This window comes from Paenibacillus sp. FSL P2-0089, from assembly GCF_038595095.1.
Lineage (GTDB): Bacteria > Bacillota > Bacilli > Paenibacillales > Paenibacillaceae > Paenibacillus_AQ > Paenibacillus_AQ silagei.
The window spans coordinates 5,984,085-6,010,829 of sequence record NZ_CP152006.1 but is presented as its reverse complement, the minus strand read 5'-3'; the positions used below and the strand labels follow the sequence as shown (position 1 = coordinate 6,010,829).

Below are 26,745 nucleotides of genomic sequence, written 5' to 3'. Positions count from 1 at the left end.
TTCAAACGAAAGAGCAACCAAGAATGGAGGGGTGGCAAATGACTGCCAAATACCGCCTGCTAGCATTGGATATGGATGGAACCCTACTGAACGACGAACAGAAGATTACCCCGCTTACGGTGGAATGGATCAAAAAAGCGATGGAAGCCGGCGTACATGTCTGCCTGTCTACCGGACGCTCCTCGCGCAGTGCGATGCCGTATGCTGAACAGCTTGGCTTGAACACTCCGATGATTATGGTCAACGGAAGTGAAGTCTGGCGTGCGCCTCATGAGCTGTATCGCCGGTCCCTGATGGATGTTGAACTGGTCCGGGAGATGCACAAGATCGCTGAAGAATTCGATATCTGGTTCTGGGCCTACTCCGTAGATGAAGTGTACAACCGGGATAGCTGGGACGGGGAGATTGACAGCAGGGAATGGTTGAAATTCGGCTATTCCACCGAGGATAACGATATCCGTCATAAGCTGCTGATGCGCCTGCAGGAGCTGGGCGGGCTGGAGATCACCAACTCCTCGCCGTTCAACCTGGAGATTAATCCGCTTGGCGTCAATAAGGCTTCAGGCATACTTGAAGTATGCAAGCTGCTCGGCATTAACATGTCCCAGGTTGTTGCCGTAGGCGACAGCCTCAACGACCTGGCAGCGATCCAGCAGTCCGGCTTCGGAGTGGCTATGGGCAATGCGCAGGAAACTGTTAAGCAGGAAGCGGATGCGGTAGTAGCTACGAATAATGAAGACGGGATCGCGGAAGTGATCCAGAAGTACATCCTGACAGAGGCCGGAACCTCGGCCGGTAGAGTGTCGAAACGAGCTTAAGATTACTGAGAGACAACAATATAGGTGGGAGTAACGGAGGGGAAGTTTGAGCTGTAGGAGCGGTAGCGACCGCCTGAAAGCTTTCCGTAGGAAAGCTAGCTTCGGAAGCATCAGCAGTCACCGGATTTCCACCGCTAACAGCGGTTTGAATCAAGAAATCTGGTGACAACAGCGGCCGGAAGCCAAACATTCACCGCAGTTACGACCCGCACCATTGATAGCTATCTAAACTTAAGGAGTTGAGGGAATTGACAATTCTGGGCTGGATTCTGATCATTGCTTTGTTCGCAATCGGGCTGGCGGGGGCGGTATATCCGATCCTGCCGGGGGCGCTTGCGATTTACCTGGCTTTCTTTGTATATGGCTGGTTCTTTTCCTTCGACTCCTTCGGTCCCTGGTTCTGGATTGCCCAGACCCTGATCGTTGTCGTTCTGTTCGTTGCCGACTACGTGGTCGGGGCCTGGGGCGTCAAGAAGTTCGGCGGCTCCCGCGCTTCGGTGATCGGCAGCACCATCGGTCTGATTGCCGGTCCGTTTGTGATTCCGGCATTTGGCCTGCTGATTGGCCCGTTCGCAGGTGCCTTCATCGGCGAGCTGATTGCTGGCGAGAAGGCCGGCAAAGCGGTTAAGGTCAGCTTCGGCGCTCTGCTGGGGCTGTTCAGCAGCACAGTCGTCAAGATTATTCTGCAGATTGCTATGATCGTCCTCTTCTTTATCTGGATCGGGCGTTACTAAATTTATTGTGAAGAAGGCGAAACAGCTTGTCCACCAAGAAAGAATCCTTTGTCAAAGGCACGCTTATTCTGGCGGCAGCCGCACTGGTGGCCCGTGTCCTCGGGCTTGCCCAGCGGGTGCCGCTGGAGCATTTATTCAATGAAGTCGGTAACGCTGCGTTTACACAAGCCAACAACGTGTATCTGCTGCTGCTGCCGCTGGCGACAGCTGGAATTCCCAGCACACTTAGTAAAATGGTGTCCGAGCGCTATGCGCTGAACCGCCCGCAGGAAGCACAGCAGGTGTACCGGGCGGCGCTGATTTTTGCGGCTGTGGTTGGTGTGCTTATGAGTGTGGCGCTCTACATAGCTGCTCCTTATTATGCGGAATCCAGCAAGGTTCCCGAGAGTACATTGGCCATACGGGCGATTGCCCCGGCGCTGCTGCTATTCCCCGCGATCGCGATGATGCGCGGGTATTTCCAAGGGCGTAACAATATGATGGCCGGCGGCATCTCACAGATTGTTGAGCAGATTGCCCGGGTATCCACGGCCATTCTGCTTGCCTTCATTCTGCTGCGCCAGGGCTACAGCAACACCTGGATGGCAGCAGGCGCATCCTTCGGGAGTGTGCTCGGCAGTATCGGCGCCTTTGGCGTGATGCTGTATTATGCCATGAAGCTGCGCCGCAGCGAGGAGAAGGTTGCATTATATGAATCGAGTGAGGCCCGTATCCCGCTGCTGAAGATTTACAAGGATATTTTCAAGCTGTCCATACCGATTGTATTGTCTTCCGTTACGGTGCCTGTAGTGAACTTCATTGATACTACCTTTATTGTGCCGCTGCTTAGCGGACAAATCGGCTTGAAGGAAGCCACGTGGACACTGGGGATCTTCGGCAGCCGGGCACAGAGCGTGGCCGGGATTCCTCCGGTCTTGTCGATCGCCCTAAGTGCATCGCTGATTCCGATTATATCTGCCGCCTTCGCCCGCAAAGATGAACAGCACCTGCAGCGTCAGGTCACACTTGCCATGCGGGTGTCCATTCTGACCGGCACACCGGTTGTGCTCTCCCTGGTCGTGGCTGCTTATTCTGTGAATGGCCTCTTGTTCAAGACACTCGATGGAAGCGGCATTGTGGCGATGCTGACGCTGGGTACCATTTTCCAGATTACGATGATGACCACGAACTCGATCCTGCTTGGAATGGGCAAATCGCGGATATCGATGTATTATGTACTTGTTGGTATCCTCGTGAAGTTTGGCTCCAATTTCCTGTTCAGCCAGTGGTTCGGCATCTACGGCATTATCGGCTCTACGGCATTGTGCTTCATTGTCATTACACTGCTGAATCTGCGGATGCTCAAAAAAATCGTACCCTTCTCCATTCTCGGCAAACGCTGGGGAGGCTTCTCCATTGCGGTTCTGGCCTCGGCAGGCATCGGCTATGGTCTGAATGAAGCAGGCCTGTTGATGACTGATCTGATGCCGGCCCGTCTGGCCTTCCTGATCACCTGTCTGGTGGTTGGAGCGGCAGTCGTGATTGTGTATCTGGTTCTCCTGATTATTCTGGGTGTACTCAGCAGCCAGGAGATTGCCGGTTATCCCCGTCCGCTGCGCAAGCTGCTGGGTCCTTTAATGAAATTGCAGCCCGCCCGTGTTCGTGCCGGTGAATAATGATGTTTGACTTATTCCGTACATTTTGCTTCACTTAAAGAGCAAGCTTCTTGTGTAACTTTCTGATAGAAGGGAATGGTCAATAAATGGACAAAATCAGCTCGCCTGCCCAGTTCCAGGTGGCAATTCAGTCTCCGCGCCTGACGGTGGCAGTCTTCAAGGCAGATTGGTGTGTGGATTGCAAATTCATTGATCCGTTCATGCCGGATGTGGAACAGAAATATGCAGAGCGTCTTACCCTAGTCGAAGTGGATGTCGATGCCGTAGGCGATGTCAGCCAGGAACAGAATATTCTGGGCATTCCAAGCTTTGTCGCGTACACCGATGGACGGGAACTGGTCCGGTTTGTGAACAAGCTCCGGAAGTCCCGGGAGGAAATCGAGAAGTTTCTTGATACGGCGCTGGACGTTTATCTCAGCATTCACAAGTAATTCCGCAGCACCGCTTTCGCCCTATCCGAGCAGAAGCGGTGCTTTTTTTCTAATCATATAAGCATTTATATGTTTCATACTCATTCCAATACAATACGGGTGATACTATTGACGACACATCAATTAAAATGGCTCAGCTATCTGACCTGTCTCATTATGTTCATGGCGCTGTTCGGCGGGGTTGTGGTGACTAAGACCGGCTCGGGACTGGAATGCGGAAATCAGTGGCCGCTGTGCCACGGGAAGCTGATTCCGGCCTATACCATCGGCTCTCTGATTGAATATACCCACCGCTTGTTCAGCGGCCTGGCTGGCCTGCTGTCCCTGGCTTCCATGGTTGCCTTCTGGCGTTATGCCAGGCACCGCAGAGATCTGCTGGCCTATGCCCTGCTGACCCTGATCTTCGTCATCGTTCAAGGCGGGATGGGAGCGCTTGCAGTAGTGAAATCGCAGTCGGCTGCGGTTATGGCCCTGCATATGGGCTTCTCGCTGATTGCCTTCGCCGGTTCGCTGATGCTGGCGCTTGGGACCAGACGGACATTCGCTCCAGGAGCGGAATTCAGCACAGGAAGTCCCAAAGTCCGCCCAGCCTTCCGCAACTTAACCTGGGTTACTGCAGTATATTCATATATCGTGGTCTACATCGGCGCCTACGTAAGCCATACCAGCTCCCAAGGCGGGTGCTCCGGCTGGCCGCTGTGTAACGGACAATGGATTCCGGAGATGAGCGGCGGAGTAGGGATTGTATTCATTCACCGGATGGCGGCGGCGATTCTGTTCCTGCTGACGGCTATACTTGGGCATCTGGCCTTCTGGAAGCATAAGGAGCTGCCGGAGCTGAGGGCTCTGGGAGTAGCGGCAGTTCTGTTATGCCTGATGCAGGTATTCAGCGGAGCCGCAGTAGTATACACATTGAATAATGAAAGATTGTACATATTTGCTGCGTTGTCTCATATCGTGCTGATCTCCGGACTCTTCGGGGTTCTGTGCTACATGAGTGTAAGGGTCTGGCAGTTAAGCGGAGCCGGCAGGGGCAGCAAGTAATAAGTAAACGGCAACGGTGGACGGGATAAGCATAAGGTCCTGTTTGAGGAGGAACGCTATAGTGCGATACGGTAATTTACGACAATGGATTGAGCAGCTCCGCAGGGATAAGGATCTGGCAGTGATAGATACCCCTGTTGATCCTTATCTGGAGCTTGCCGAAATTCACCGCCGGGTGGTGGAGGAGGAAGGCCCGGCACTGCTGTTCACGAACGTGCAAGGAACACCGTTCCCGGTCGCTACGAACCTGTTCGGTACAGTTCAGCGCGTCAACAAGGCCTTTGGGACAAGACCGGAGCAGCTGCTGAAGTCGCTGACAACGGCGATGGACCAGCTGTTTCCGCCTTCAGGCGCCGGCTTATGGCGGGAGAAGACGGTGCTGCTGGAGCTGCTGAGGGCAGGAACCAAGAATATACCGCAAGGAGAGGCTCCGGTACTCGGCGTCTGCAGCAGCAGTGATCCGCTGAAGGAGCTGCCCCGGATTACGGCCTGGCCTAAGGACGGCGGGGCATTCATCACGCTTCCTCTGGTCTATACGGAGAATATCACCAACCCCAAGGATCATAATCTCGGACTGTACCGGATTCAGATGTATGACGACAGCACCACAGGTATTCACTGGCAGATTCACAAGGGCGGCGGCTTCCATCACTCGCAGGCAGAGCTTCTCGGCGAGACCCTGCCGGTGTCTGTCTTCATCGGCGGGCCGCCGGCCCTAATTGCAGCGGCAGTGGCACCGGTGCCGGAACGGATTCCGGAGCTGATGCTGGCTTCGCTGATGCTGGGCGGCAAGCTTCCCATGGTGCAGGACCCCTTGGGCGGGCACCGGATTCCGGCTGAGGCGGAATTCTCCATCCGGGGACGCGTGTCTCCGCTGGAGCGGAGAGCGGAAGGGCCTTACGGCAGCCAGTCCGGCTACTATTCCATGCAGCATAATTTCCCGGTCATGCATGTTCAGCGGATGTGGCACCGCAAGGATGCCATCTACCCGGCGACCATCACCGGCAAGCCGCGCCAGGAGGATTATTATCTGAAGGATTATTTGCAGCGGCTGCTCGCTCCAGCCTATCCTCTGCTGATCCCTTCGGTCAAAGCGCTGTGGTCCTACTCCGAATCCGGTTCGCATTCACTGACCTCAGCGGTCGTTAGGGAGAGCTATCCCCGTGAGTATATGGTGTCAGCGTTTCGTATCTTAGGGGAAGGTCAGCTCTCTTTAACCAAATTCCTGCTGTTGACTAATGTGCAGGTGGAGCTAACGGATTTCCCCAAGCTGCTGGAAACTGTGCTTGAGCGCTTCAATCCGCAATCGGATCTGACGATCTTTGCCAATACCTCCATGGATACACTGGATTATACCGGACGTAAGCTGAATCATGGCAGTAAGGCGGTGATGGCGGGCATTGGCAGCCCGGTCCGTGAGCTGCCACGGACCTATACAGAGGGTCTGCTTCCATCAATCACCGCCGCTGTGCCTTATTGCGGAGGATGTTTAGCCGTTTCCGGTGCATCCTATGAAGAGGACCCGGAGCTGCCGGAGCGGCTGGTGGCTGCCTTCAAGGAGAGGGAGACCGCCTGGCCGCTGATTGTGCTGGTGGATCAGGCAGAAGAGGCGGTAAGCACGCAGACCTCCTTCCTGTGGACCGTATTCACCCGCTTCAATCCGGCGGATGATATCTATTCGGCGGCCGGGGTACACCGGGGCAGCGTCAGCTATACACTGCCGATCATTATAGATGCCCGGATGAAGCCGGGATACCCGGAGGAACTGGCTCCGAGCGAGGATATTGCGAAGCGGGTAGACCGCAACTGGAACCGTTATTTTCCTCTAGTGTAAAAGTGAACTTTAAGGAGGGTCAAAATATGCTGCGGACGTTACTTGGAGAGCCGCCCCGCGTGAACAGCGGTGTGCTGGCTGAAGCTATGGAGTCCATGGCGAAGGCAGCCTCCATGCTGCGCAAGGAGATGGCGGCACATGAAGACCATGACCATGAATACCGCAAGCTGGAAATTTGGACACGCGGCCTGATCTCCTCTCTGGATGAGCTGGAGCAGAGCTGGTTCGCAGCAGCCTTTTTCCGGAAGTCAGTGATCGCAGGTTATATGGATGATATGTCGTCCACGGAGCAGGGGGAGTACGCCAGATATGTGTATTTCTACAAGGATGGCTTCATCCGTGTCTTCTCGCTGCTGGACAAGCTGGGCACGGTGCTGAATAATCTGTACAATCTCAATACAGGCAAGGTGAAGACGCATTTCTCTTATTTCACGGTGCTGAGGCAATTTCAGCTGCTTCACCCGCATCATCCGCTGGCGGAGAAGCTGGAGCGAATCAGGAATTCCTACCGGGAGCCAGTGGAGAATCTGCGCAAGCGGCGCAACGCTGAGATCCATTACATGAACGCGGAGATGACCGACGACCTCTGGCAGCGTCACCAGGGATTGCATGACAAGATTCGTCTGGAGGATCTCGACAGCCACCTGGAGGATTTGAAGCAGAGCCTGGAGATGGTATGCCAATCACTGGCCGCCGCATACAGCTACGGGAATGAACAATGGCACAAGAACAAAGCGGCCCCAGGCCCGAAATCCGGACAAGCCCGTCCGTAAAAACTTACCTTTGACAAAAATCTCGAAACTGAATTATACTTAGGCATACATTAACTTCTGACAGGATACGGAGTCTATAACTTCATACTATGATCTTATCGAGAGCGGCGGAGGGATAGGCCCGATGAAGCCCGGCAACCGGTTTGAATACAGCCTTACGCTGCATCCAAATGTCATGGTGCTAATTCCTACAATGCCGCCGGATTCGGGGGTTTTGGCAGATGAGAAGGCATTGTCATTATACACACAGGGCCTCTTGCGATCTGCATGGATCGTAGGGGGTCTTTTTTGCAATGATGGAAGCTAGAACAGAAGGGGGACGCAGCGGTTGATAGAATTGAAGGATATAACCAAGGTGTATGGCAAAGGCAGTAAGCAGGCAACTGCACTCTCTGCGCTGAGCCTGTCGATTAAGAAGGGGGAAATCTTCGGGGTGATCGGTCACTCCGGGGCCGGCAAAAGCACGCTGATCCGCTGCATTAATCTGCTGGAACGTCCGACTGCGGGCGAGGTGTGGGTGGACGGTGTCGAGCTGACAGCGCTCAGCCAGGGACAGCTGCAGGAGCAGCGGCGTAAGATCGGAATGATTTTTCAGCATTTCAACCTGCTCTCATCGGCTACAGTCTATGATAATATCGCGTTTCCGCTGCGGCTGATCGGAGCCGGAAGGAACGAGATTGAACAAAAGGTTAAGGAACTGCTCGCCCTGGTCGGGCTGGAGGAGCACTGGAATAAGTACCCGGCTCAGCTATCCGGCGGACAGAAGCAGCGTGTCGGAATCGCCCGGGCGCTGGCAAGTGATCCGGATGTTCTGTTATGCGATGAGGCGACCTCGGCGCTTGATCCGCAGACGACAGACTCCATTCTGCGCCTGCTGATGGATATCAACAGCAAATTCCATCTGACCATCGTGTTGATTACCCATGAGATGCATGTCATTCAGAGCATCTGCGACCGTGTTGCCGTGATCCATGGCGGCGGTATTGTGGAGCAGGGTGAAGTGGCCGAGGTCTTTCTGAAGCCGAAGCATGAGGTTACCAAGGAATTCATCCGCAGTGAGACCCAGTCGGACGGACCGCTCCGGCAAGCGATTGATGCTGTACAGCCAGGTTACACGAAGTCGGTCAAAATCACTTTTCTCGGACAAAAGACTTACGGGTCGACGCTCTCACAGGTGGTTCAGGGAACCGGGGTTCACTTCGCCATTCTTCATGGAACCATCTCTACGATCAAGGATGTTCCTTACGGCCAGCTGATCGTCCGGTTCGAAGGACCTGAGGGTGCGGTCGAAGCCACGCTCACTGAGCTCATAGCGCAAGGTCTTGATGTGGAGGTGATTTTGTAATGGACTTTAGCACAATTAATTGGGAAGAAATGCTGGAAGCTACGATTGCTACACTCAAAATGATCGCTATTTCAGGAATATTCACAATAATCCTTGGTTTACCGCTTGGAATTGTGTTATATTTATGGGGCAAGTCAAATAACGTTATTATCAGGGTGGTTTACTCGGTATTATCCTTCGTTGTGAATATCCTGCGTTCGGTTCCTTTTATCATTCTGATGGTTGCCCTGATTCCGTTCAGCAAGGCCATTATGGGCACTTCGATTGGTGTGCTTGGAACGATTCCGGCACTGGTAATCGGCGCGGCGCCATTCTTCGCCAGACTGGTGGAGACGGCACTGCGGGAGGTTGACCGGGGAATTATTGAAGCGGCGCAGGGCATGGGAGCGTCCACCGGGCAGATCGTTATGCGCGTGCTGCTGCCGGAGGCTCGTCCGGGTCTGCTTGCCGGTGTAACCATTACTGTTGTGACCCTTGTCTCGTATACCGCAATGTCCGGCATGATCGGCGGCGGCGGACTGGGTGACCTGGCGATCCGCTACGGATATTACCGCTATGAGAAGGAAGTCATGCTTATCTCGGTAGCGCTGATGGTGATTCTGGTGCAGCTGCTGCAAATGGCCGGTGACCGGCTGGTAAGACATTTTACACGGAAATAAGGTACGTCCACATATAGCCTTATTCAATAAACCATATGGATTAGAGGGGGATTTACAGATGAAAAAAGTACTGCTTACATTCTTCAGCCTGACCTTGATATTGGTGCTTGCCGCTTGCGGAAACAACAAGGCGAATAACACCACGAATTCTGCTGCGACAACGGCACCTACAGAAGCGGCTGCTGCAGAGCCGACTACAGAGCCTGCTGCGGACCCGGTAACCCTGGTGATTGGTGCTTCTCCTGTACCGCATGCGGAGATCCTCAAAGCGATTGCCCCACTGCTTGAAGCCCAAGGCATTAAGCTGGAGATCAAAGAATTCACAGATTATATTCTTCCCAATACACAGCTTGCCGAGAAGCAGCTCGATGCGAACTTCTTCCAGCACAAGCCTTACCTGGATGATCAGAACACCAAGAACGGCACAGATCTCGTATCTGTAACTGCTGTTCATGTAGAGCCATTTGGCGCCTATTCCAAAAAGATCAAATCGATCGATGAATTGGCAGAAGGTGCGAAGGTTGCGATTCCGAATGATGCAACGAACGGAGGCCGCGCCTTGATTCTGCTGGCGAAGAACGGTCTTATCAAGCTGAAGGATGACACCAATATTGCTTCCACCAAAGCGGATATCACCGAGAACCCTAAGAAGCTTGACATCATTGAGCTGGATGCAGCCATGCTGCCCCGTCAGCTGGATGAAGTGGACCTGGCGCTGATCAACACCAACTTCGCACTGGATGCCAAGCTGTCTCCTACGAAGGATGCGTTGTTCATCGAAGGCGGAGATTCCCCGTATGCTAACCTGCTGGTAGCCCGTCCTGACAATAAGGATTCCGATGCCATTCAGAAGCTGGCAGCAGCGCTGACTTCCCCGGAAGCGAAGGAATTCATCGAAAAGCAATATGACGGAGCAATTATCCCGGCATTCTAAGCTTAAGCCTAGGGAAGCGGAATAATCTAATGAGACCAGAAGAAGCCCGTAGCCAGAAATGGCTGGCGGAGCGGCTTCTGGTCTTTTTGAATCGCCGGGTGGTTGATCCTACAGACGAAATCCTCTATAATAAAAAAAATCCCGGCCTCTTAGCGGAGGCCGGGATGGTTTATGAAACGGGATTAGAATACCTGAACGACTTCTTCCACGCCTTCTACTTCTTCAATCAGGGCGCGTTCGATCCCGGCTTTTAGCGTGATCGTGGAGCTTGGGCAACTGCCGCATGCACCCATAAGCTTCAGCTTAACGATGCCGTCTTCAACATCAATCAGTTCCACGTCACCGCCATCGCGCTGCAGGAACGGACGAAGTTTATCAAGGACTTCCAGTACTTCATCGTACATGGTTGCGCTTTGTACATTCTCACTCATTTCTCAATCACTCCTTTCGTATGTTTATTATAGTACAAAAAGTTAAAAAATAAAATGGTTAAGGCAGAATAGGGAGATTATCATGAGACCAATTATAGAATTCTGTGCCAGCAACATCGGCCACGGCACTGAACCGCTCAAGCTTAAGCTGGAGCAAAACCCTGAATATGATGTAGTGGAGTACGGCTGTCTGAACAACTGCGGAGAGTGTTATCTCCAGCCGTTCGCCATGGTTGACGGGGAGATCATTGAGGCTGATTCCCCCGCTGCTCTGGAAGAGGCCATAGAAGCCGCTATACGAGAGGCAGAGGCCTGGGACAACCTGGAGATAGACTAAGCCGCCTGGATTCAAGCCGGGATTCTTTAGCCGAAATGGCGTTTGGACATCCACAGGACGCCGCTCTTCAGCAGGCGCGGAACCCGGCCCATGACGGAGCGGCGGCCCATCAGGCCGAAGCCGGCATTTTTACCGAGTGAACCGAGGGTTCCCTTCAGCTTAATCTTATTCAGCTTCGGGGTTTCCCCCCGCCATAACGCCTGTAATATCTGTCCCACCTGCTCGCCCTGGGCACCCGCCGCCTGTGCACTGGGCGCGAAGGGCAGGCTGGCACAGTCCCCGATCACATAGACCTCCGGATATTCAGCGATATTGTAATATTCCCCCACAATGAGCCTGCCTCCACGGTCCTTCGGAAGCTCCAGCTGCTGCACGACCTTCACGGGTTGAATACCGGCAGTCCATACCGTCACATCCGCCGGAATAGCTTGGGTGCCATTGAAGATGGCATCCTTCTCGACATGAGAGACCGACACCCCGCCAATCGTCTCCACCTGATGCTCACTGAACCATTCCTCGACATACCTGGACAGCTTGGCCGGAAAAGAAGATAAAATACGTTCTCCCCGGTCCATCAGAGAGATATTCAGATCCGGCCGGCTCTCCCGCAGCTCCGAGGCAATCTCTACGCCGCTCAGTCCCCCGCCGACAATATTGACGGTTCCATAAGGCTTCACATCGTTCAGCCGGCGGTAAGTTTCCCGGGTTCCGGCGAAGCTCTGAATACTGCAGGTGTATTCCTCGGCACCCGGAATGTTATGGTAATTATCCGTACAGCCGAGGGCAATCGCCAGGATATCATAGGCTACCGGCTCCCCGGAATCGAGCAGGACCAGCCTGCTCTCCAGATCAATGGAACCCACCTGCCCGTAACGTACGGTCAGGCGGGGGTGTACCGGGAATTGAATCCGCAGATGGTAATCGGTGGCGGTGCCTGCGGCCAGTGCATAATATTCGGTCTTGATCCCCTGATACGGCATCCGGTCCACCAGGATGATTTCCACATCAGGAGGAAGATGATTATCCAGCAGTTGCTGAATGAGGGCAAGACCGCCGTAGCCGCCGCCCAAGACAAGTAGGGTTCTCATGCCAACTGATCTTCCTTTCGGGTACATAATGGACAAGGCAGTTCTGCGTTCACTGGCTGAGGTAAGCTTGTTCTGTTCTTATTCGTATACCTTGATCTCGTTATAGAAGGTATCCCGTTCTACAGGAATCCGTCCTGCGCCCTTCACGAGCCAGATCAGCTCATCCCGGGTCAAGCCCTCCGGCGTCAGCGCGCCGGCAGCGTGGCTGATCCGTTCCTTCAGGATCGTTCCGTGCACATCGGAAGCGCCGAAGTTCAGGGCAACCTGGGTCAACTGGGGCCCGATATTAATGAAGTAGGCCTTGATGTGATCGAAATTGTCCAGCATCAGGCGGCTGACGGCAATGGTCTTCAGATCCTCATTCGCGGAGTTGCGGCGCATAATGCCTGCATTCTTGTTCTTAGGCTGCATGGACAGCGGAATGAATACCATAAAACCGCCGGTCTCGTCTTGCAAGTCACGAATTTGCAGCATATGGCGGATGCGGTCTTCACGGGACTCAATCGACCCGTACAGCATCGTGGTATGGGTCTTCATGCCAAGGTGATGGGCGGTGCGGTGCACCTCGAGATATTCCTCGACATTGGCTTTGTCGACGCGCATTTTTTTGCGGTACTGGTCAGACAGAATCTCTGCCCCTCCTCCGGTAAGGGTCTTCAGTCCGGCGGCGCGCAACTGCTCCAGCACTTCACGGATACTAAGTCCGCTGATGCGGGTGAAGAAGTCGATCTCTGCCGCTGTATAGGCCTTGAGAGTCACTTCGGGGAAATGCTCGTTCAGAGCCTGCAGCGAATCAACATAGTACTGGAAGGGCACATTATCATTATGCCCGCCTACAATATGGAACTCGCGCACGCCGGGATGAATATGCTGCTGCACATACTCCACCATCTCCTGGCCGGAGAGGGTGTAGGCCCCTTCTTCGCCTTCATCCTTGCGGAAATTGCAGAAGGCACAGCGGGATTCGCAGACATTGGTGAAATATAGACTCATGTTCTCGATAAAATAGACTTTATTCCCGTTCTTTCGCAGATTGACCTCATTAGCCAGCTGTCCGATCGTTAAGAGATCGTTACTCTCATATAAATAAACGCCGTCTTCCAAATTCAATCGTTCTCCGCCGCGAACCTTCTCAATGATGTTCGCCATCCGGGCATCTGTGTGGGGTGTAATAAGGGTAGACATATAAGTTCCTCCTGAAGGTTGGCGAGGCAATTGCATCGCATAATCGTGTACCTGAGAATATCCGGCAACAGCCGGCATTATAAATAGAGGTTAACTGCAACCCCCGTGACAATTTTTCGAAAATTTATCGCTTTTCTCATTATAAACTTCTCCCGTAGGGTGAGCAACCGCCAGAAACTGCAGGTCTTCCGGGATAAATGGCTTACCTGCGCCCGGTTTACGACTTGAGGGCAGAAGAATAGTGGAGTATACTGATTGAAAGAGCCGATGAAAATGATATACATCATACTCATTCTTTTCCCGGCAAGGCATTGATTTCATTACGTACAGCCTGAAGGCTGCTTGATTCCAATACAATGAACCCTAAGGAGGTTGTTATTATGATTAACATAAGTGAGACAGCGGCAGGCCAGCTGAAGGCCATGCTTGCGGAGCAGGAAGTGCCGGATATGTTCCTCCGTCTGGGCGTAACCGCCGGGGGCTGCAGCGGATTCTCGTACGCGATGGGCTTCGATGATACCGAGACTGAGCAGGACATCTACATGGACGTTGCAGGTCTGAAGGTGGTCGTCAGCAAAGACGATATCCGTTACCTCAACGGCCTGGAGATCGACTTCGAGGAATCCGGCATGACCGGCGGCTTCACCATCAATAATCCCAACGCCAGCGCTACATGCGGCTGCGGCTCCTCGTTCCGTACGAAGGAAGAAGCAGGGAACCCGGCGGCGGAGCCTTGCTAAACCTGTGAATGCTGAATTATTGATAAAGTAAGCGTGGATTGCGGCTTCCGCGACCTCTTAATTATGTATGGTGCAAACTGTACTTATTAGGAACCCACAAGGCCAGATACAACAAAGAGCCGCAGATCCTAGACACAGGATTCTGCGGCTTTTTGTCGGGAAGTCGATGTTATGGAGAAATGAGATAAAGTCCAGTAAGACCTAAATCAGAAAATGTTGACCACAACGCCTCGTATACTTTATAGGTGCCTGCTTTAATACCGCTCGCCAAATCTTGGTCTATTGTTAGCGATCCTGTATGAGTTCCTGCCAGTTTGAAGGTCCAGCCAGAAAGATTATTGTTATAAGCATAATTAGTTAATACAGGCCCGCCGCTATCCCCTCCTACTGAGGTGTAGCCAGAGGCAAGGACTTCGTTAGTGTTATAACCATAACCATCTGAGCCCCACCAAATATCAACATTTGAATATTTGATCGTGCCAGAAGTCGTTGCTCCACTATTTGCGCCCCTCATGTAGATGGTATCCCCAACCGTATCGGTTACGTAGGTACCTGTTATCATAGCCATATTAGTTGAAGAAGGGTATGGTACTCGTGCCCATGGTGAAAATCCAGAATTTAAAGTAATATATCCGGAATCGGAAGCCCCTGCTGAACCGTCACCGGGGGATGTAGTCCTGAATGTGTAATCACCTATCGAACTCGTTGCATTTGTCGGCTGATACCATGCACTAACGGTGCCTGCTGTTTGGCAATGGCCAGAAGTCACCACTACAGCTTGATCAGAAGCATTTACGCCAAAATATCCGTTAGTGCATACGCCATAGATCGTTTGTGAGGGGTTACTCGGGTTTGGACGGTAATTGCCACCGATTTTTGCACCCATTGGAATGGTGGAACCCCAATTTGTATTATCGGTTTCCGTTTTAAATGCTGAGGCTGGCAATGTTGTGTAGACAAGCAGATCTGACTTTTCGAGAAGCAGTGATGAAACTGTTTGCTTTGATTGTATGCCAGATTTTTCGTCTAAGGCGATAATAAGCTTATTGTTCATTGTATCCGGTATGAGCGCAAGTACTGTTCCCGGTTGGACTGTTTTTTTGATTTTTTCTTTCGCTTCAGTAATATCCGACCACGAGTATTTTGTTACTTCAAATTTTATTTTATCTCCGTTTTTTGAGGCTTTTCTTATTAATGCCTTCAAAGATTCCGAATCTTCCGTGATCTGAACGGTTACCATTCCGGTATCCGCATCGTAATAGTGGCCCGAGAAACGGGAGGGATCATTTTCAATTAGTTTCTTAATGGTCGGTAAGTCTGCTTTCACCCGCTGTTTCTCGACATAATCGGCAAGAACTTTGCTGTTCTTTAATTGTTCTGGAGGAGTGCTCAATTCTATCGGATACGGAATCTCGTTCAATTCATTTTGTTTTTGCGTGGCAGCCTGGATTTCGGAGATTGTTCCGAAAAAAGCCTTTGCTTCAGCATTAGAGCTTCCTTCTGCATGTACAGAAGTGATTGAACTGCAAAGGAGTAAAGCTGCCAGGAAAACAGGGAGTATATACTTTCTTACAAACATTCCTCATCAACATCCCTTCGTATTGAAATGGGGTGATTGGGAAATGTGGCAAAGCGGACGGTAGATAATGACTCCATTCTCCCTTCCTTTTAATTTTGCGCTCTGCAACAACTCCCGGATTGTAGCCGATGCAGATCAAGTTGCAGTTCACTCTCCTATATGGGGCTACTGAATATATAACGATGGTTTAAGGCGAAACCTGACATCTCTTTTTAGAATTCATACCCATTTTAGCGAAACAAAACCATCTGTCGTGACGTCAATTAGGTTGGAGGTGTTTATGTTGAACAAGCTGATTGTTCTCCTTTTGATGGCCGTAATTTTGTATCATTCTTCGGAACCGAATGAATCCATAGCTGCCAAGGCGAGTCCCACGCCATCTGCCTCAGAAAACGTGAAAAGTGAACCTTTTTCAGTTCAGATCTCTATTCCGAAGCAGGTGAAAGCAAATCAGGAATTTGTTATTTCTGCTGAGTTGAAAAATGAAACTGGACGGGATCTGGAGATTACAACGGGAAGCACGGCATTTTACTATGTTGTACGGGACAGTAACGGCAAGGTGATTAATTCGATTGCAAGAAAAGATATTGGACTTACAACTTCAATGCCGAAGGGGGCTGTCATTTCAGAAAAATCTCAATACCGGATTAAAAAACCGGGCACCTACGAGATTTCCGCGATTGCAGAATTTTCGGTTAAAGGCGGAGGAAAGAATGAGGTCTTCAAAATAGAAACGGCTCGAAAGTCTATTCAGGTAAGCGACTAAAGGCAAGCTCATGGTCCTCGATAGCCCTCTCCACAGTAAATAAAGCGCCGCCCCGCCTTGGGGGCATTGGCGCTTTTCTTTATGTGCAGAACATTCGTTTAACTACGGAAATGGGCTAAATATTTTTTGGAAATCTTGATTTTATGAAAATAGACTCAAGCGCTCATCGTTTCCCAAGGGAGAATGCAAGGTCTAGGACAAGGGTTTGCCGTTTATTGTGGTCTAATATATATTCACCAATGATAACATCCGGTACTTTCTTCTATTTTAAATAACTGAACTTAATTCTGTGACATAAGCTGTCGGAGATGATTTCTAGCTCTTTGCAATCTCTTTAAGGTAGTGGATTCCGTTATGTCCACGATTGCTCCAATTTCCTTGCAACTTTTCCCATCCAAATAAAACATTTCCACCATTGCACGGTGGTTATTTTGTAATTCTCCGATAGCATCATACAATTCCTCATGCAGCCATTTTTTTTCTAATACCGTTTCTACAGAAAAGCCAATAGAAGTTTCATAAAGGGGAACGAGGGCGTTAAAAATCTCAGCTTCTTTTTTTGCCTTCCTTATAAAATCAATTGCGGTAGTATAAGCAACACGTTTGATCCAAGCAGGAATATTCCGCATGGATTGTAGCTGTGGTGCTCTTGATGAAATTTTTAAAAAGCTTTCATGAATCAAATCTTCAGTAAGTGAGTGATCGGAAAGTAGAGCATATAGATAGGGATAAATAAAAATGCGATATTTTTTGTAGATGCTCTCCTGTTGGTCTTTTTCCAATTCTTTATAAGGCCTGCACAATAAATCAAACCAATTCTTCTCCATCATTGGTACACTCCTCCCAACTTTGTGTTGAAGGGTTCTTTTCATTCCAGGATTTAGTGGTAAATATTATCGACTTTAACATATCTATTATACCTGACACCAAATAAATATGGGAGAAAAGGCAATTATTTGTCAACTTTAATCGTAATATAGAAAGGAGCTTCTTTCGGTCGGGAGGTTTTTTTATGTTGAATTAAACCATTATATGTTAAAATATGGTGATGAAATAATTAATGGAGCTATGAGGAGGGTAACAATGATACGAATGAGAATGCCATTTGAACGTCCAACAGAGCATTATGATGAACGGATTATTGATATCGATCAAGAAATTTGCTCTTTGATCAAGAAGAGAAAGGAAGTGGCGGATAATAATCCAGGATTTCCTCCGTTAGAGTATATTTCTAAATGGTCAGAGGAACTTGGGCTTTATGAAGGATTCTTGATGTCGTTATTTGGAAGTATGATGAATGAAGAACAATATAAACCAATGATTGAACCAGCCGGATTTAGACAACACATTGCAATTCTGAAGTCAGTCGTGAACGGGGAGCGTTTCTATACTCTAACGTCCTTACGACAATACAGTAATGCAAGTGTATTAACACTAAATATAGATTGGGACGATGAGCCGGAAGTTGAATCCAACTCTCATCAACATAGGCATTACGAACTAGATATTAACGGCCAATATGATTGCCGAATGATTAGTGGTGGAAGCGGATCAGATCATGCATCATATAAATATGTAGTCTCTCCACCCTTACCTGATGAGATTTCAGGAATTCAATTTAGGTTCAAAGAATACAGTCACCCGTTCAAGATGGGTGAGGCAAGTGATGAGATAGTATTTGAACTTTAGTAAGGTGAATAGCCCTCGACACCTATTAGGTGCAGGAGGGTTATTTATTTGTCCAATTAGTGTCAATTCGCAATTCCCCTATAAAACATACTTGACTAGTGGGGATAATGGGATTATAGTATGAAAAAAGCTTGATTGCACAGAGAGATTTTCAACCGATACTTTCATTTTATCTTAAATCTCTCTCCTCTTATTAATTGTATACAATTATACAGTTGACCGGGCGACCCGCAAATGAGTGGCGAGGAGCAATGAAATCTATGGAAATGCGTTCACGAAGATTGTCGAAGGATAATACCTACTATGCACTTAAGCAAAAAATAATAGATAGCGAGCTGGAGCCGGATCAGGCGGTTAACGAAGAGAGCCTGGCGGCACTTCTCGGGGTCAGCCGGACTCCGTTACGGGAAGCGATTCAGCGGCTGGAGAATGAGGACTTCCTGGTGCGCCAGCCCAACGGCAGGCTGCGGGTAGCCCCTTTAACGATTAAGGAGGTCGAAGAGATCTTCCAGATCCGCAGCATGCTTGAAGGCCATATCGCCAGAAGCGCTGCCAGAAACGCTACTATCAAGGATATTCAGCGGTTAACGCTGATTCTGGAGAAGCTGAAGCAATCCTTCCAGATGGGGGATCAGCAGGATGTTGTATCCTATGGCTTCGAATTCCATGATTACTTGTGGGAGATCAGCGCGCTGAAGACTTTTGAGAAGGTGCTGAACCAGCTAAGAGACCGTTCCCTCCGGTATTGCCGTTATGTCTCTCTGCACGGGGACTGGAATACGCAGGCGGATGAGGAGCATCTTGTGATTCTGCAGAGGATTGTAGCCAGGGATGAGGAGGGGGCAGAGCGGGCGATGCGGGAGCATATCTTAAGCAGCCTCGCGACTGCACTGGAGCGGATTAGAGGAATTGAACATACGTAATGAAGGGGGAAGAACAGGAATATGAGACCACAGCATGAGACGGAAGAAGCACTGGCAGCCCGGCTAACCGAAGTGCGGAGGAACCTGCACCGTGAACCGGAGCTTAGCAATCAGGAGTACAGAACCACGGAGAAGCTGCGTAAATGGCTGAATGAAGCGGGAATACGTGTGCTGGACCTTCCTCTGAAGACCGGGCTGATCGCAGAGGTGGGGAAAGGTGATGGCAGCATAGTAGCGATCCGTTGCGATATCGATGCCCTGCCGATTGAGGAGCAGACGGGCCTGCCGTTCGCATCAGAGATTCCGGGAGCCATGCATGCCTGCGGCCATGACTTCCACACCGCTGTCATCCTGGGCGCGGCCAGCCTGCTGAAGCAGCGTGAGCATGAACTGCCGGGCAAGGTCAGAATCCTGTTCCAGCCGGCTGAAGAGACGGGACACGGTGCGGAGGATGTACTGGCATCCGGCGGGCTAAGCGGGGTGGAGGCCATCTTCGGATTACATAATTCACCGGACCTGCCTAACGGGGCGTTCGGCACAAGAACGGGAGCTTTAACGGCGGGGGTGGACCGCTTTGAGATTACGGTGCAAGGGGTCGGCGCTCACGCCGCTACACCGGAGAAAGGGGTAGACACCATTGTGACTGCCGCGCAGATCATTACGATGCTGCAAACCGTAGTCAGCCGCCTGAATAACACGCAAGAGCCGGTCGTGCTCAGTGTGACCCGGATCAACGGGGGCTTCACCTGGAATGTCCTGCCGGAGAAGGTGGAGCTGGAAGGTACAGTACGTACCTATAACGAAGAGATCCGCAGCAGCATCCCGGCCCAAATGACGCGGATCATAGAAGGGATTGCAGCCGCAGCCGGAGCAGAGGCGAAGCTGCACTGGTATCCCGGCCCGCCCGCTACGGTCAATCACGGAGGATGGACAGACTTCACCAAAGAGGTCGCGGCACAATCAGGCTATGAGGTACATGATATTCCGCCGCAGATGGGCGGAGAAGATTTCGCCTATTATTTGCAGCAGATCCCGGGTGCTTTTGTGAACATTGGTACCGGCCCGAACCATGCGCTGCATCATCCCCGTTTCGATGTCGATGAGGCGGCCATCCTGCCGGCGGCTAAGTATTTCGCCCTGCTGGCAGAAGAGGCGCTTGCGAAGCTGAAACAGCAGACTTGAATCCTGAATCCTAAATTTACCAGATGATTGAGGGGAACAACTATGATTGAACTACGGAATGTGTACAAGACGTTCACCCGCAAAGAGGTGAAGATAGAAGCGCTGAAGGGGATTAGCCTGAAGGTGGAGAAGGGCGATATCTTCGGAGTCATCGGCTACAGCGGAGCCGGAAAAAGCACGTTAATCCGCCTGGTCAATTACCTGGAACGGCCATCTGAGGGCCAGGTGCTGGTAGACGGGTACGATCTGGGCGCGTACAGCGACAAAGAGCTGCGGGCAGCCAAGAAAAACATCGGCATGATTTTTCAGCATTTTAATCTGCTGGAGTCCAAAAAGGTGTTCGACAATGTGGCCATTCCACTCGTTCTGCTGAAAAAGAGCAAGGCGGAAATCCGCAAGCGGGTGGAGGAGCTGCTCGAATTCGTCGGGCTAAGCGACAAGGCTGGAAGCTATCCGAGCGAGCTGTCAGGGGGACAGAAGCAGCGGGTTGGAATTGCCCGGGCGCTTGCCTCGAACCCTTCCATACTATTGTGCGATGAAGCTACTTCCGCTCTGGATCCGCAGACGACACAGTCCATCCTGCAGCTGCTCAAGCGGATCAACGCGGAATACAACATCACCGTGATGATCATCACGCATGAGATGTCGGTGATTCAGGAGATCTGCAACAAGGTAGCGGTGATGGAAGAGGGACGGATTATCGAGCAGGGCAGCGTGCTGAATGTGTTCGGAGAACCGAAGCATCAGACGACGCAGAATTTCGTCAAAACAGTCATTCAGAACAGTATGACCTCAAGCGTCCGCAGAACTCTGAAGACTGAGCAGGGGAGCCGGGTGTATAAGCTGAATTTTGCCGGAGAGAGCGCTTCTGAGCCTGTATTGTATGAGATCATCCGCTCCTATGGCGTCAAGGTTAACATTCTGTTTGCGAATACGACAGAGATTCAAGAGACGACGCTCGGTACGATTATCGTTCAACTGCAAGGTGATCCGGCACAGATGGAAGCGGCCTTGAATTACATGAAGCAGCATGAGGTCCGGGTAGAGGAGGTGAAGTCCTATGTTCTCGACATCGATCACAAGTGAGCAATTCCTGAAGGCAATTATTGAAACGATTCAGATGGTGGGCGTGTCGCTTTTTGTAGGTTCGCTTCTGGGGGTCCCCCTTGGCATCCTGCTTGTCATTACCCGCCCAGGCGGGGTACTGGAGAATAAGGCGCTCTATACGGTGCTCAATCCGCTGATCAACATTATCCGTTCGCTTCCGTTCATTATCTTACTTGTCGCTATCATTCCGGTAACACGGGCAATTGTTCATACTTCGATTGGGACCAGTGCCGCGATTGTTCCGCTGATTATCTACATCGCACCTTATATCGCACGGCTGGTGGAGAATTCTCTGCTGGAGGTCAATCCGGGTATTCTAGAGGCAGCGGAAGCAATGGGAGCTACGCCGTTACAAGTCATATGGTACTTCCTGCTGCCGGAAGCGATTGGCTCGCTGATCCTCTCCCTGACCACAGCGACCATCGGGCTTATCGGGGCAACCGCAATGGCCGGAACCGTAGGCGGCGGTGGGGTTGGTGATTTGGCTATCGTGTACGGATATCAGCGTTTTGACAAGGTGGTCATGGTTGCTACCGTTATTATTCTGATCATTCTGGTGCAGGGTATTCAGTCCCTGGGCAACACATTGGCGCGCAAGATTCGCCGTTACTAGAGATTACGAGACAAAGGGGATAGGCAGATGAGTGTATGGAGCAAGCAGGAGCGTTTTCAGGCGATCTTATCCGGGGAACTTGCGGACCGGCCGATGATCAGCGGATGGCGCCACTTTATTGACAAGGAGCAGAACGCTGAGGACTTGGCGTCGTCTACGATTTCTTTTACGGAGAAATATGATTGGGACTGGGTGAAAATCAACCCGAGAGCGACCTATCTGGCGGAAGCCTGGGGAAATGAGTATAACTTCGCAGATTACCGGACGGTATTTCCGAGACAGCTGACTACGGCAGTTCCGGCAGCCGCGAATCTCTGGGATCTTGAGGTGAAAAAAGCCGCACAAACCCCTTCGCTGCTGGAGCATCTGGAGGCGGTAAGGAAGATCCGCCAGGGCTTGCCGGATACGCCGCTGATTCAGACGGTATTCTCACCGCTCACGGTATTGCTGTTCATAGTAGGACGTTCTGCTTATGTTACGGAGACCGTATTCGGGATTGAGCAGCCGGTGACGCTGGAATCGCTCTTCAAGGAACACCGTGCCGCTGCGCATCATGCCCTGCATGCGATTGCCTTAACCTTGGCCGATTATGTGCAGGAGCTGCGGCAGGCGGGATCAGATGGACTGTTCTATGCGGTGACAGGCACAGCCCACCCCGGCTTATTTGATGAAGCGATGTTCGATGAGCTGTCGAGACCGTATGATTCCATCGTGCTGGAGGCGGCGAGCTATGGCAAGAATATTTTACATACCTGCGGTGCTCATGCCCAGCCTGAGAAATTCAATGATTACCGGATTGACGGGATCAGCTGGGATACGGTAGCCGAAGGCAATCCCGGGCTGGACGCCGATCTCAAGGCTACGAAGGTGGGCGGAGTGGATCACGGGCTGTTTGCCGGAAATCATCTGGAGCAGATTGAACAGCAGGCTAAGGAAGCCATGGCCAAGATGAAGGGGCAGCCGTTTATTCTGTCGCCCAACTGCGCCATTCCGCTGACGGTTACAGACGAGGCATTAGTGCATTTTAAAAACACAGTATTAGGATAGGGGATGAGAGTGATGAGAAAATTACTGGCGGTTCTACTGATTAGTTCGATGGCGGTGCTGGCGGCTTGCGGTAACAATAAGGAAGCGGCAAGCTCCGGGGATAAAAAGGAAATCACAGTCGGATTCGGCGTAGGTACGTATGAGGAGCAGTTCCGGCAATCCATTCTCCCGATCCTGGAAGGGAAAGGGTATACTGTGGATATCAAAACCTTCTCGCAGAATATGCAGGTCAACCCGGCCATGAAGGAAGGCTCGATTGACGCGAGTATCTTCCAGAGTACGGCCTATATGGATGCGATCAATAAGGAAATTGGCGCCGATATGGTAGGCATTGCTTATGTTCCAGGTGCACCGCAGGGGCTGTACTCGGTTAACCACACGACGCTTGACGATGTGAAGGACGGCACTACCGTCGCGATTCCGAACGACCCGGTTAATCAGGAGCGCGCGCTGCGGATTCTAGAGGAGCTGGGTTGGGTCAAGATCAAAGAGGGCGCCGGGGTAGCGGACTTCAATGTCAACAGCGTGGAGCCGGACAAGTTCAAGATTGACCTGAAAGTGCTGGACCCGGCACAGATTCTGGTCTCGCTGCAGGACGTTGATTATGGTGTAGTGAACGGGAATTATATCGCTAACGCTCCCGACCGCAAGATTACAGATGCGCTGAAGATTGAGAATACGCCTATGCAGCACAGAATCATCGTATCGGTGAACAAGAAGGACCAGGATACCCCGTGGGCCAAGGATCTGAAGGCTGCGTATGAATCCAAGGAGTTCGAGGAATACATCCTGGGACAGGAGAAATATGCCGGGTTCATTCTGCCGGAGGCTTGGGCCAATAACTAATCTAATCAGGGAGTGAATGGAAGTGTCAAAAGGCAAGATTCATTTCATTGGCGGCGGGCAGATGGCGGAAGCGATCATCCGGGCCTGCCTGGCAGGAGGCACGCTGGCTGCCGGACAGATCAGTGTGTCAGATATTAATGAGGGCCGGCTTGAGCTTCTAAAAACCAAATATAATGTAAACACGGAGAGCACGCAAGAAGAGGGCCTCTCCGGGGCAGAGCTGATCGTTATCGCTGTTCGTCCGCAGGATAATTTGGCTGCACTTGGAACTCTGATCCAGCAATCTGCCTCACCGTCTGCGGTCATTGTATCGATTGTAGCGGGGGTAACGATTGCCCAGCTTGGAGATTATTTCGGAGCAGAACGTCCGATTGTCCGCGTGATCCCGAATACCTTGACCGATACCGGTTATGGATACAGCGGTGTAGCTCTGAATGCTGCCGCTTCTCTGGAGCAGGTAGAAGCATTTCTGCTGGGCTTCGGCAAGGTGCAGGTTCTGGAGGAATCCTATATTGATATTTTCACAGGCTTCGGGGTAGCCGGACCGAACTACATCTATTATTTCATTGAGTCTTTCACGGATGCCGGAGTTCTTGCCGGACTGCCGCGGGAGCAAGCCTGGAAGGTGGCGCTGGAAAATATGCTGGGAGCGGTGGCTATGCTGCAACAGACCGGACTGCATCCAAGACAACTGCTGGATATCAACAACTCGCCTGGCGGCGTCGGTATGCACGGCTTGTATGAGCTGAACAACAGTGATTTCGCTGCCGGATTGCAGCGGAGTGTACTGGTCGCGGTGAAGAGGACCACGGAGCTGGGAGTGAAGAAGTAATGGCCGTACTGAAATGGGATCACCTTGTACATTATGTGAATGATCTGGACCAGCCGGTTCAGCTCTTCGCGGAGCATGGACTAACAGCCTTCCGGGGCGGATCGCATAAGGATTGGGGAACGTATAACGCCCTCAGTTATTTCGGGCTCACCTACCTGGAGTTCCTCGGCATCGAGAACCTGGAGCTGGCACGGGCGACCAAGCATAATGTGGTGGTGCGGGATGCCGTCACGCTTTTGCCGGAGCATGAAGTGCTTAGCCGGGTGGTGCTGCGCACGGATGATATTGAAGCTGTTGAGGCAACCCTGAGGCAAGCGGGGTTGTTATTGTCGCCGGTCATTGACGGCCGCCGTCTGGATGATCAGGGCCGGTGGATCGAGTGGCGGATGATGACCATTGACGGTGACTTCCAGGGACTGCCCTATCCGTTCATTATTCAGTGGAACGAGAGGGATGAGCAGCGGCTGGCTAGTCTGAACAGTGCGGGAATCAACCGTCCTCACCCTGCAGGCCAGGTGGAGGTCGTCAGTGCAGGCTTCCGGGTCAGCGATCCGGCCGCTGCCGCCAGCCACTGGAGTGAACTGTTTGGTCTTCCGGTGAGCGCATCTGCGGATGGTTCGGATGGCAGCTACAGCCTTAAGGCCGGAGACCAGACGTTTGAATTCACGCCAGGGGAGGAGAACCGGCTCAGCCGGATCGTGTTCCGCACGAACTCCCCTCAACTGAAGGGACAGACGCTGACTGTTGGCGAAGGCGAGTACGTGTTTGAATAAATGCAGGACAAGCTTAGGGGACAGGCTGTTGCCGCAATTAGCGGTAGCGGGCCTGTCCTGTTTTATGTTAAAGTGTGACACAAGAATGGAGTAAGGGAATATATGGAGAATGGAGGCAGCGGATGCAGAAGCTATTTGAGTATAACTGGCAAGTGCGCCAGGATTGGTTCAACTGGTGCAGCGGGGTGGACAGGGACGAATTGATGAAGCCGCGCGCCGGGGGCTTAGGCTATATCCTGCCCACGTTGTATCACATTGTAGCGGTTGAATACGGCTGGATCTGCGGCGGCATTCAGGAGAGAGCCATTGAAATTCCAGCATTCGGGGAAATCGCCAGCCTGGAGCTTGTGCAGGATTTCTCCGCCCGCTGCCATGCGGAGCTGGCTCCGTTTGTCTACGGCTGGTCGGATGAGCTGGAAGACCGGATTATGGTTGATATTACGGATGAAGGGGAACGCGAGCCCCATCCCTACGGGGAAGTGATGCGGCATGTGATCGCCCATGAGATCCATCATATCGGCCAGCTCTCGGTATGGGCGCGGGAGATCGGCAAGCCGCCGGTGACAGCTAATTTGATTGGCAGAGGGTTGTTCGACAAATAGAAGCGTAAGGAGGCCGCAGAGATATGGAATTTGAGACCAGACGTCTGATCATCAGAGAGTTCACTCCAGAGGATATAGGGCAGGTACACGAGTATGCATCTGATCCGGCAGTAGTAACGCATTCGATCTGGGGGCCCAATTCTCTGGAGGATACCGGCGAATATATCCGCCATACGCTGATATTGCAGCAGGAGGAGCCGCGCCAGGGCTTCGAGTATGCGGTAGTTCTGAAGGAGAACGGGCTGCTGATCGGCGGCTGCGGCCTGCATATTACCGGAACAGGGCAAGGGGAGATCGGCTATTGCTACAACAGGCTGTACTGGGGACAGGGATATGCTACTGAGGCTGCCGCTGCACCGCTGGACTTGGGCTTTCATAAGCTGGAGCTTCACCGGATCTATGCGACCTGCCGCCCCGAGAATATCGGCTCCGCGCGTGTAATGCAGAAGCTTGGCATGACATACGAAGGGCATCTTAGAGGGCATATGTATCATAAAGAGAAGTGGATGGACTCCTACCAATATTCGATTCTGGAGGAGGAGTATAAGGGGCTGCGCCCGCGTGCCGGGCTGTAGGGTTGAAGGGTGCAGCTGCAGGCTTAATTGCAATTCGTACAACTAAATCGTCCGATGTGCCGCCAAATCTCAGTTTAGATGTAGTTCGTGCAATTAAAATGCCCCTATACCTGGATTTTCGCCCATCCGGGCAAATTTAGTTGTACAGACTACAATTAGAAGAGGAAGTTCACCCGTTTCACTGTTTTTAGTTGCGCAGAATA

General features: G+C 51.7%; 29 protein-coding genes and 1 riboswitch. Of the genes, 24 read left to right on the top strand and 5 right to left on the bottom strand.

Annotated elements, in window-relative coordinates; all coding sequences use genetic code 11:
• The first annotated feature begins 38 nt into the window (after positions 1–38).
• From NST69_RS25245 to NST69_RS25200, 10 genes are all read left to right on the top strand, one after another.
• Complete coding sequence (locus NST69_RS25245; RefSeq protein ID WP_036722039.1) at positions 39–818, top strand: Cof-type HAD-IIB family hydrolase; 780 nt, start codon at positions 39–41, stop codon at positions 816–818.
• 248 nt (positions 819–1,066) lie between these two features.
• On the top strand, positions 1,067–1,552 hold the full coding sequence (locus NST69_RS25240; RefSeq protein ID WP_340950406.1) for a DUF456 family protein: 486 nt from the start codon (positions 1,067–1,069) through the stop codon (positions 1,550–1,552).
• A 26-nt stretch (positions 1,553–1,578) separates the two neighbouring features.
• Positions 1,579–3,207 carry a polysaccharide biosynthesis protein gene (locus NST69_RS25235; RefSeq protein ID WP_209875896.1) on the top strand — a complete coding sequence of 543 codons (1,629 nt, stop codon included), beginning with the start codon at positions 1,579–1,581 and terminating at the stop codon, positions 3,205–3,207.
• 86 nt (positions 3,208–3,293) lie between these two features.
• Positions 3,294–3,638, top strand: a complete 345-nt coding sequence (locus NST69_RS25230; protein WP_036722030.1) for a thioredoxin family protein — start codon at positions 3,294–3,296, stop codon at positions 3,636–3,638.
• Between the two features lie 108 nt (positions 3,639–3,746).
• A complete protein-coding gene (locus NST69_RS25225) occupies positions 3,747–4,682 on the top strand; it encodes a COX15/CtaA family protein (RefSeq protein WP_340950407.1) in 936 nt (311 codons plus the stop codon).
• A gap of 61 nt (positions 4,683–4,743) precedes the next feature.
• Positions 4,744–6,516: a UbiD family decarboxylase gene (locus NST69_RS25220; RefSeq protein ID WP_340950408.1), complete on the top strand. Its 1,773-nt coding sequence runs from the start codon at positions 4,744–4,746 to the stop codon at positions 6,514–6,516.
• 26 nt (positions 6,517–6,542) lie between these two features.
• Positions 6,543–7,289 (top strand): Cthe_2314 family HEPN domain-containing protein, encoded by a 747-nt coding sequence (locus tag NST69_RS25215; protein ID WP_036722024.1) that lies wholly within the window; start codon positions 6,543–6,545, stop codon positions 7,287–7,289.
• Between the two features lie 92 nt (positions 7,290–7,381).
• A riboswitch (SAM riboswitch) is annotated at positions 7,382–7,517 on the top strand.
• A gap of 100 nt (positions 7,518–7,617) precedes the next feature.
• Positions 7,618–8,634, top strand: coding sequence for a methionine ABC transporter ATP-binding protein (locus NST69_RS25210; protein WP_209875902.1), 1,017 nt, complete (start codon positions 7,618–7,620; stop codon positions 8,632–8,634).
• Positions 8,634–9,293 (top strand): methionine ABC transporter permease, encoded by a 660-nt coding sequence (locus NST69_RS25205; RefSeq protein WP_036722016.1) that lies wholly within the window; start codon positions 8,634–8,636, stop codon positions 9,291–9,293. The genes NST69_RS25210 and NST69_RS25205 overlap by 1 nt, the downstream gene beginning before the upstream one ends.
• A gap of 58 nt (positions 9,294–9,351) precedes the next feature.
• On the top strand, positions 9,352–10,227 hold the full coding sequence (locus tag NST69_RS25200; RefSeq protein WP_036722014.1) for a MetQ/NlpA family ABC transporter substrate-binding protein: 876 nt from the start codon (positions 9,352–9,354) through the stop codon (positions 10,225–10,227).
• A 182-nt stretch (positions 10,228–10,409) separates the two neighbouring features.
• Here the strand turns inward: NST69_RS25200 and NST69_RS25195 are convergent, their stop codons facing one another.
• Positions 10,410–10,658 (bottom strand): NifU family protein, encoded by a 249-nt coding sequence (locus NST69_RS25195; protein WP_036701687.1) that lies wholly within the window; start codon positions 10,656–10,658, stop codon positions 10,410–10,412.
• Positions 10,659–10,740: 82 nt separating this feature from the next.
• Between NST69_RS25195 and NST69_RS25190 the strand changes: the two genes are divergently transcribed.
• Positions 10,741–10,995 (top strand): YuzB family protein, encoded by a 255-nt coding sequence (locus NST69_RS25190; RefSeq protein ID WP_063829082.1) that lies wholly within the window; start codon positions 10,741–10,743, stop codon positions 10,993–10,995.
• Between the two features lie 26 nt (positions 10,996–11,021).
• Here the strand turns inward: NST69_RS25190 and NST69_RS25185 are convergent, their stop codons facing one another.
• Together NST69_RS25185 and mqnE are read right to left on the bottom strand one after the other, a co-directional pair.
• A complete protein-coding gene (locus tag NST69_RS25185) occupies positions 11,022–12,083 on the bottom strand; it encodes an NAD(P)/FAD-dependent oxidoreductase (RefSeq protein WP_036722010.1) in 1,062 nt (353 codons plus the stop codon).
• Between the two features lie 78 nt (positions 12,084–12,161).
• Positions 12,162–13,268 (bottom strand): aminofutalosine synthase MqnE, encoded by a 1,107-nt coding sequence (gene mqnE, locus NST69_RS25180; RefSeq protein WP_036722008.1) that lies wholly within the window; start codon positions 13,266–13,268, stop codon positions 12,162–12,164.
• Between the two features lie 380 nt (positions 13,269–13,648).
• On the opposite strand from mqnE, the gene NST69_RS25175 reads away from it, so the two are divergent.
• Positions 13,649–14,008: an iron-sulfur cluster assembly accessory protein gene (locus tag NST69_RS25175; RefSeq protein ID WP_036722005.1), complete on the top strand. Its 360-nt coding sequence runs from the start codon at positions 13,649–13,651 to the stop codon at positions 14,006–14,008.
• Between the two features lie 169 nt (positions 14,009–14,177).
• On the opposite strand, the gene NST69_RS25170 is transcribed toward NST69_RS25175, so the two are convergent.
• Entirely contained in the window at positions 14,178–15,587 is a 1,410-nt protein-coding gene (locus tag NST69_RS25170; protein WP_036722004.1) for a hypothetical protein, read from the bottom strand.
• 280 nt (positions 15,588–15,867) lie between these two features.
• Between NST69_RS25170 and NST69_RS25165 the strand changes: the two genes are divergently transcribed.
• The gene (locus NST69_RS25165) at positions 15,868–16,353 is read left to right on the top strand and encodes a hypothetical protein (protein WP_036722003.1); all 486 of its coding nucleotides are present in this window, start codon (positions 15,868–15,870) and stop codon (positions 16,351–16,353) included.
• Between the two features lie 281 nt (positions 16,354–16,634).
• Here the strand turns inward: NST69_RS25165 and NST69_RS25160 are convergent, their stop codons facing one another.
• The gene (locus NST69_RS25160) at positions 16,635–17,183 is read right to left on the bottom strand and encodes an RNA polymerase sigma factor (RefSeq protein WP_051477763.1); all 549 of its coding nucleotides are present in this window, start codon (positions 17,181–17,183) and stop codon (positions 16,635–16,637) included.
• 253 nt (positions 17,184–17,436) lie between these two features.
• On the opposite strand from NST69_RS25160, the gene NST69_RS25155 reads away from it, so the two are divergent.
• From NST69_RS25155 to NST69_RS25105, 11 genes are all read left to right on the top strand, one after another.
• A complete protein-coding gene (locus NST69_RS25155; protein WP_340980246.1) occupies positions 17,437–18,042 on the top strand; it encodes a hypothetical protein in 606 nt (201 codons plus the stop codon).
• 260 nt (positions 18,043–18,302) lie between these two features.
• Positions 18,303–18,965: a GntR family transcriptional regulator gene (locus NST69_RS25150; RefSeq protein WP_036722000.1), complete on the top strand. Its 663-nt coding sequence runs from the start codon at positions 18,303–18,305 to the stop codon at positions 18,963–18,965.
• 21 nt (positions 18,966–18,986) lie between these two features.
• Positions 18,987–20,147, top strand: coding sequence for an amidohydrolase (locus tag NST69_RS25145; RefSeq protein WP_339250925.1), 1,161 nt, complete (start codon positions 18,987–18,989; stop codon positions 20,145–20,147).
• Positions 20,148–20,189: 42 nt separating this feature from the next.
• The gene (locus NST69_RS25140; protein WP_339250923.1) at positions 20,190–21,233 is read left to right on the top strand and encodes a methionine ABC transporter ATP-binding protein; all 1,044 of its coding nucleotides are present in this window, start codon (positions 20,190–20,192) and stop codon (positions 21,231–21,233) included.
• Positions 21,208–21,867: a methionine ABC transporter permease gene (locus tag NST69_RS25135; RefSeq protein ID WP_036721991.1), complete on the top strand. Its 660-nt coding sequence runs from the start codon at positions 21,208–21,210 to the stop codon at positions 21,865–21,867. Before NST69_RS25140 ends, NST69_RS25135 begins: the two co-directional genes overlap by 26 nt.
• A gap of 27 nt (positions 21,868–21,894) precedes the next feature.
• Positions 21,895–22,914: a uroporphyrinogen decarboxylase family protein gene (locus tag NST69_RS25130; protein ID WP_339250920.1), complete on the top strand. Its 1,020-nt coding sequence runs from the start codon at positions 21,895–21,897 to the stop codon at positions 22,912–22,914.
• 12 nt (positions 22,915–22,926) lie between these two features.
• Positions 22,927–23,760, top strand: coding sequence for a MetQ/NlpA family ABC transporter substrate-binding protein (locus tag NST69_RS25125; RefSeq protein WP_339250918.1), 834 nt, complete (start codon positions 22,927–22,929; stop codon positions 23,758–23,760).
• Between the two features lie 22 nt (positions 23,761–23,782).
• Positions 23,783–24,592: a pyrroline-5-carboxylate reductase gene (proC, locus tag NST69_RS25120; protein ID WP_342547452.1), complete on the top strand. Its 810-nt coding sequence runs from the start codon at positions 23,783–23,785 to the stop codon at positions 24,590–24,592.
• Complete coding sequence (locus NST69_RS25115; protein ID WP_339250914.1) at positions 24,592–25,365, top strand: VOC family protein; 774 nt, start codon at positions 24,592–24,594, stop codon at positions 25,363–25,365. The genes proC and NST69_RS25115 overlap by 1 nt, the downstream gene beginning before the upstream one ends.
• 122 nt (positions 25,366–25,487) lie before the next feature.
• A complete protein-coding gene (locus NST69_RS25110; protein WP_342547450.1) occupies positions 25,488–25,967 on the top strand; it encodes a DinB family protein in 480 nt (159 codons plus the stop codon).
• 23 nt (positions 25,968–25,990) lie between these two features.
• Positions 25,991–26,542, top strand: a complete 552-nt coding sequence (locus tag NST69_RS25105) for a GNAT family N-acetyltransferase (RefSeq protein WP_342547449.1) — start codon at positions 25,991–25,993, stop codon at positions 26,540–26,542.
• Positions 26,543–26,745: the final 203 nt, after the last annotated feature.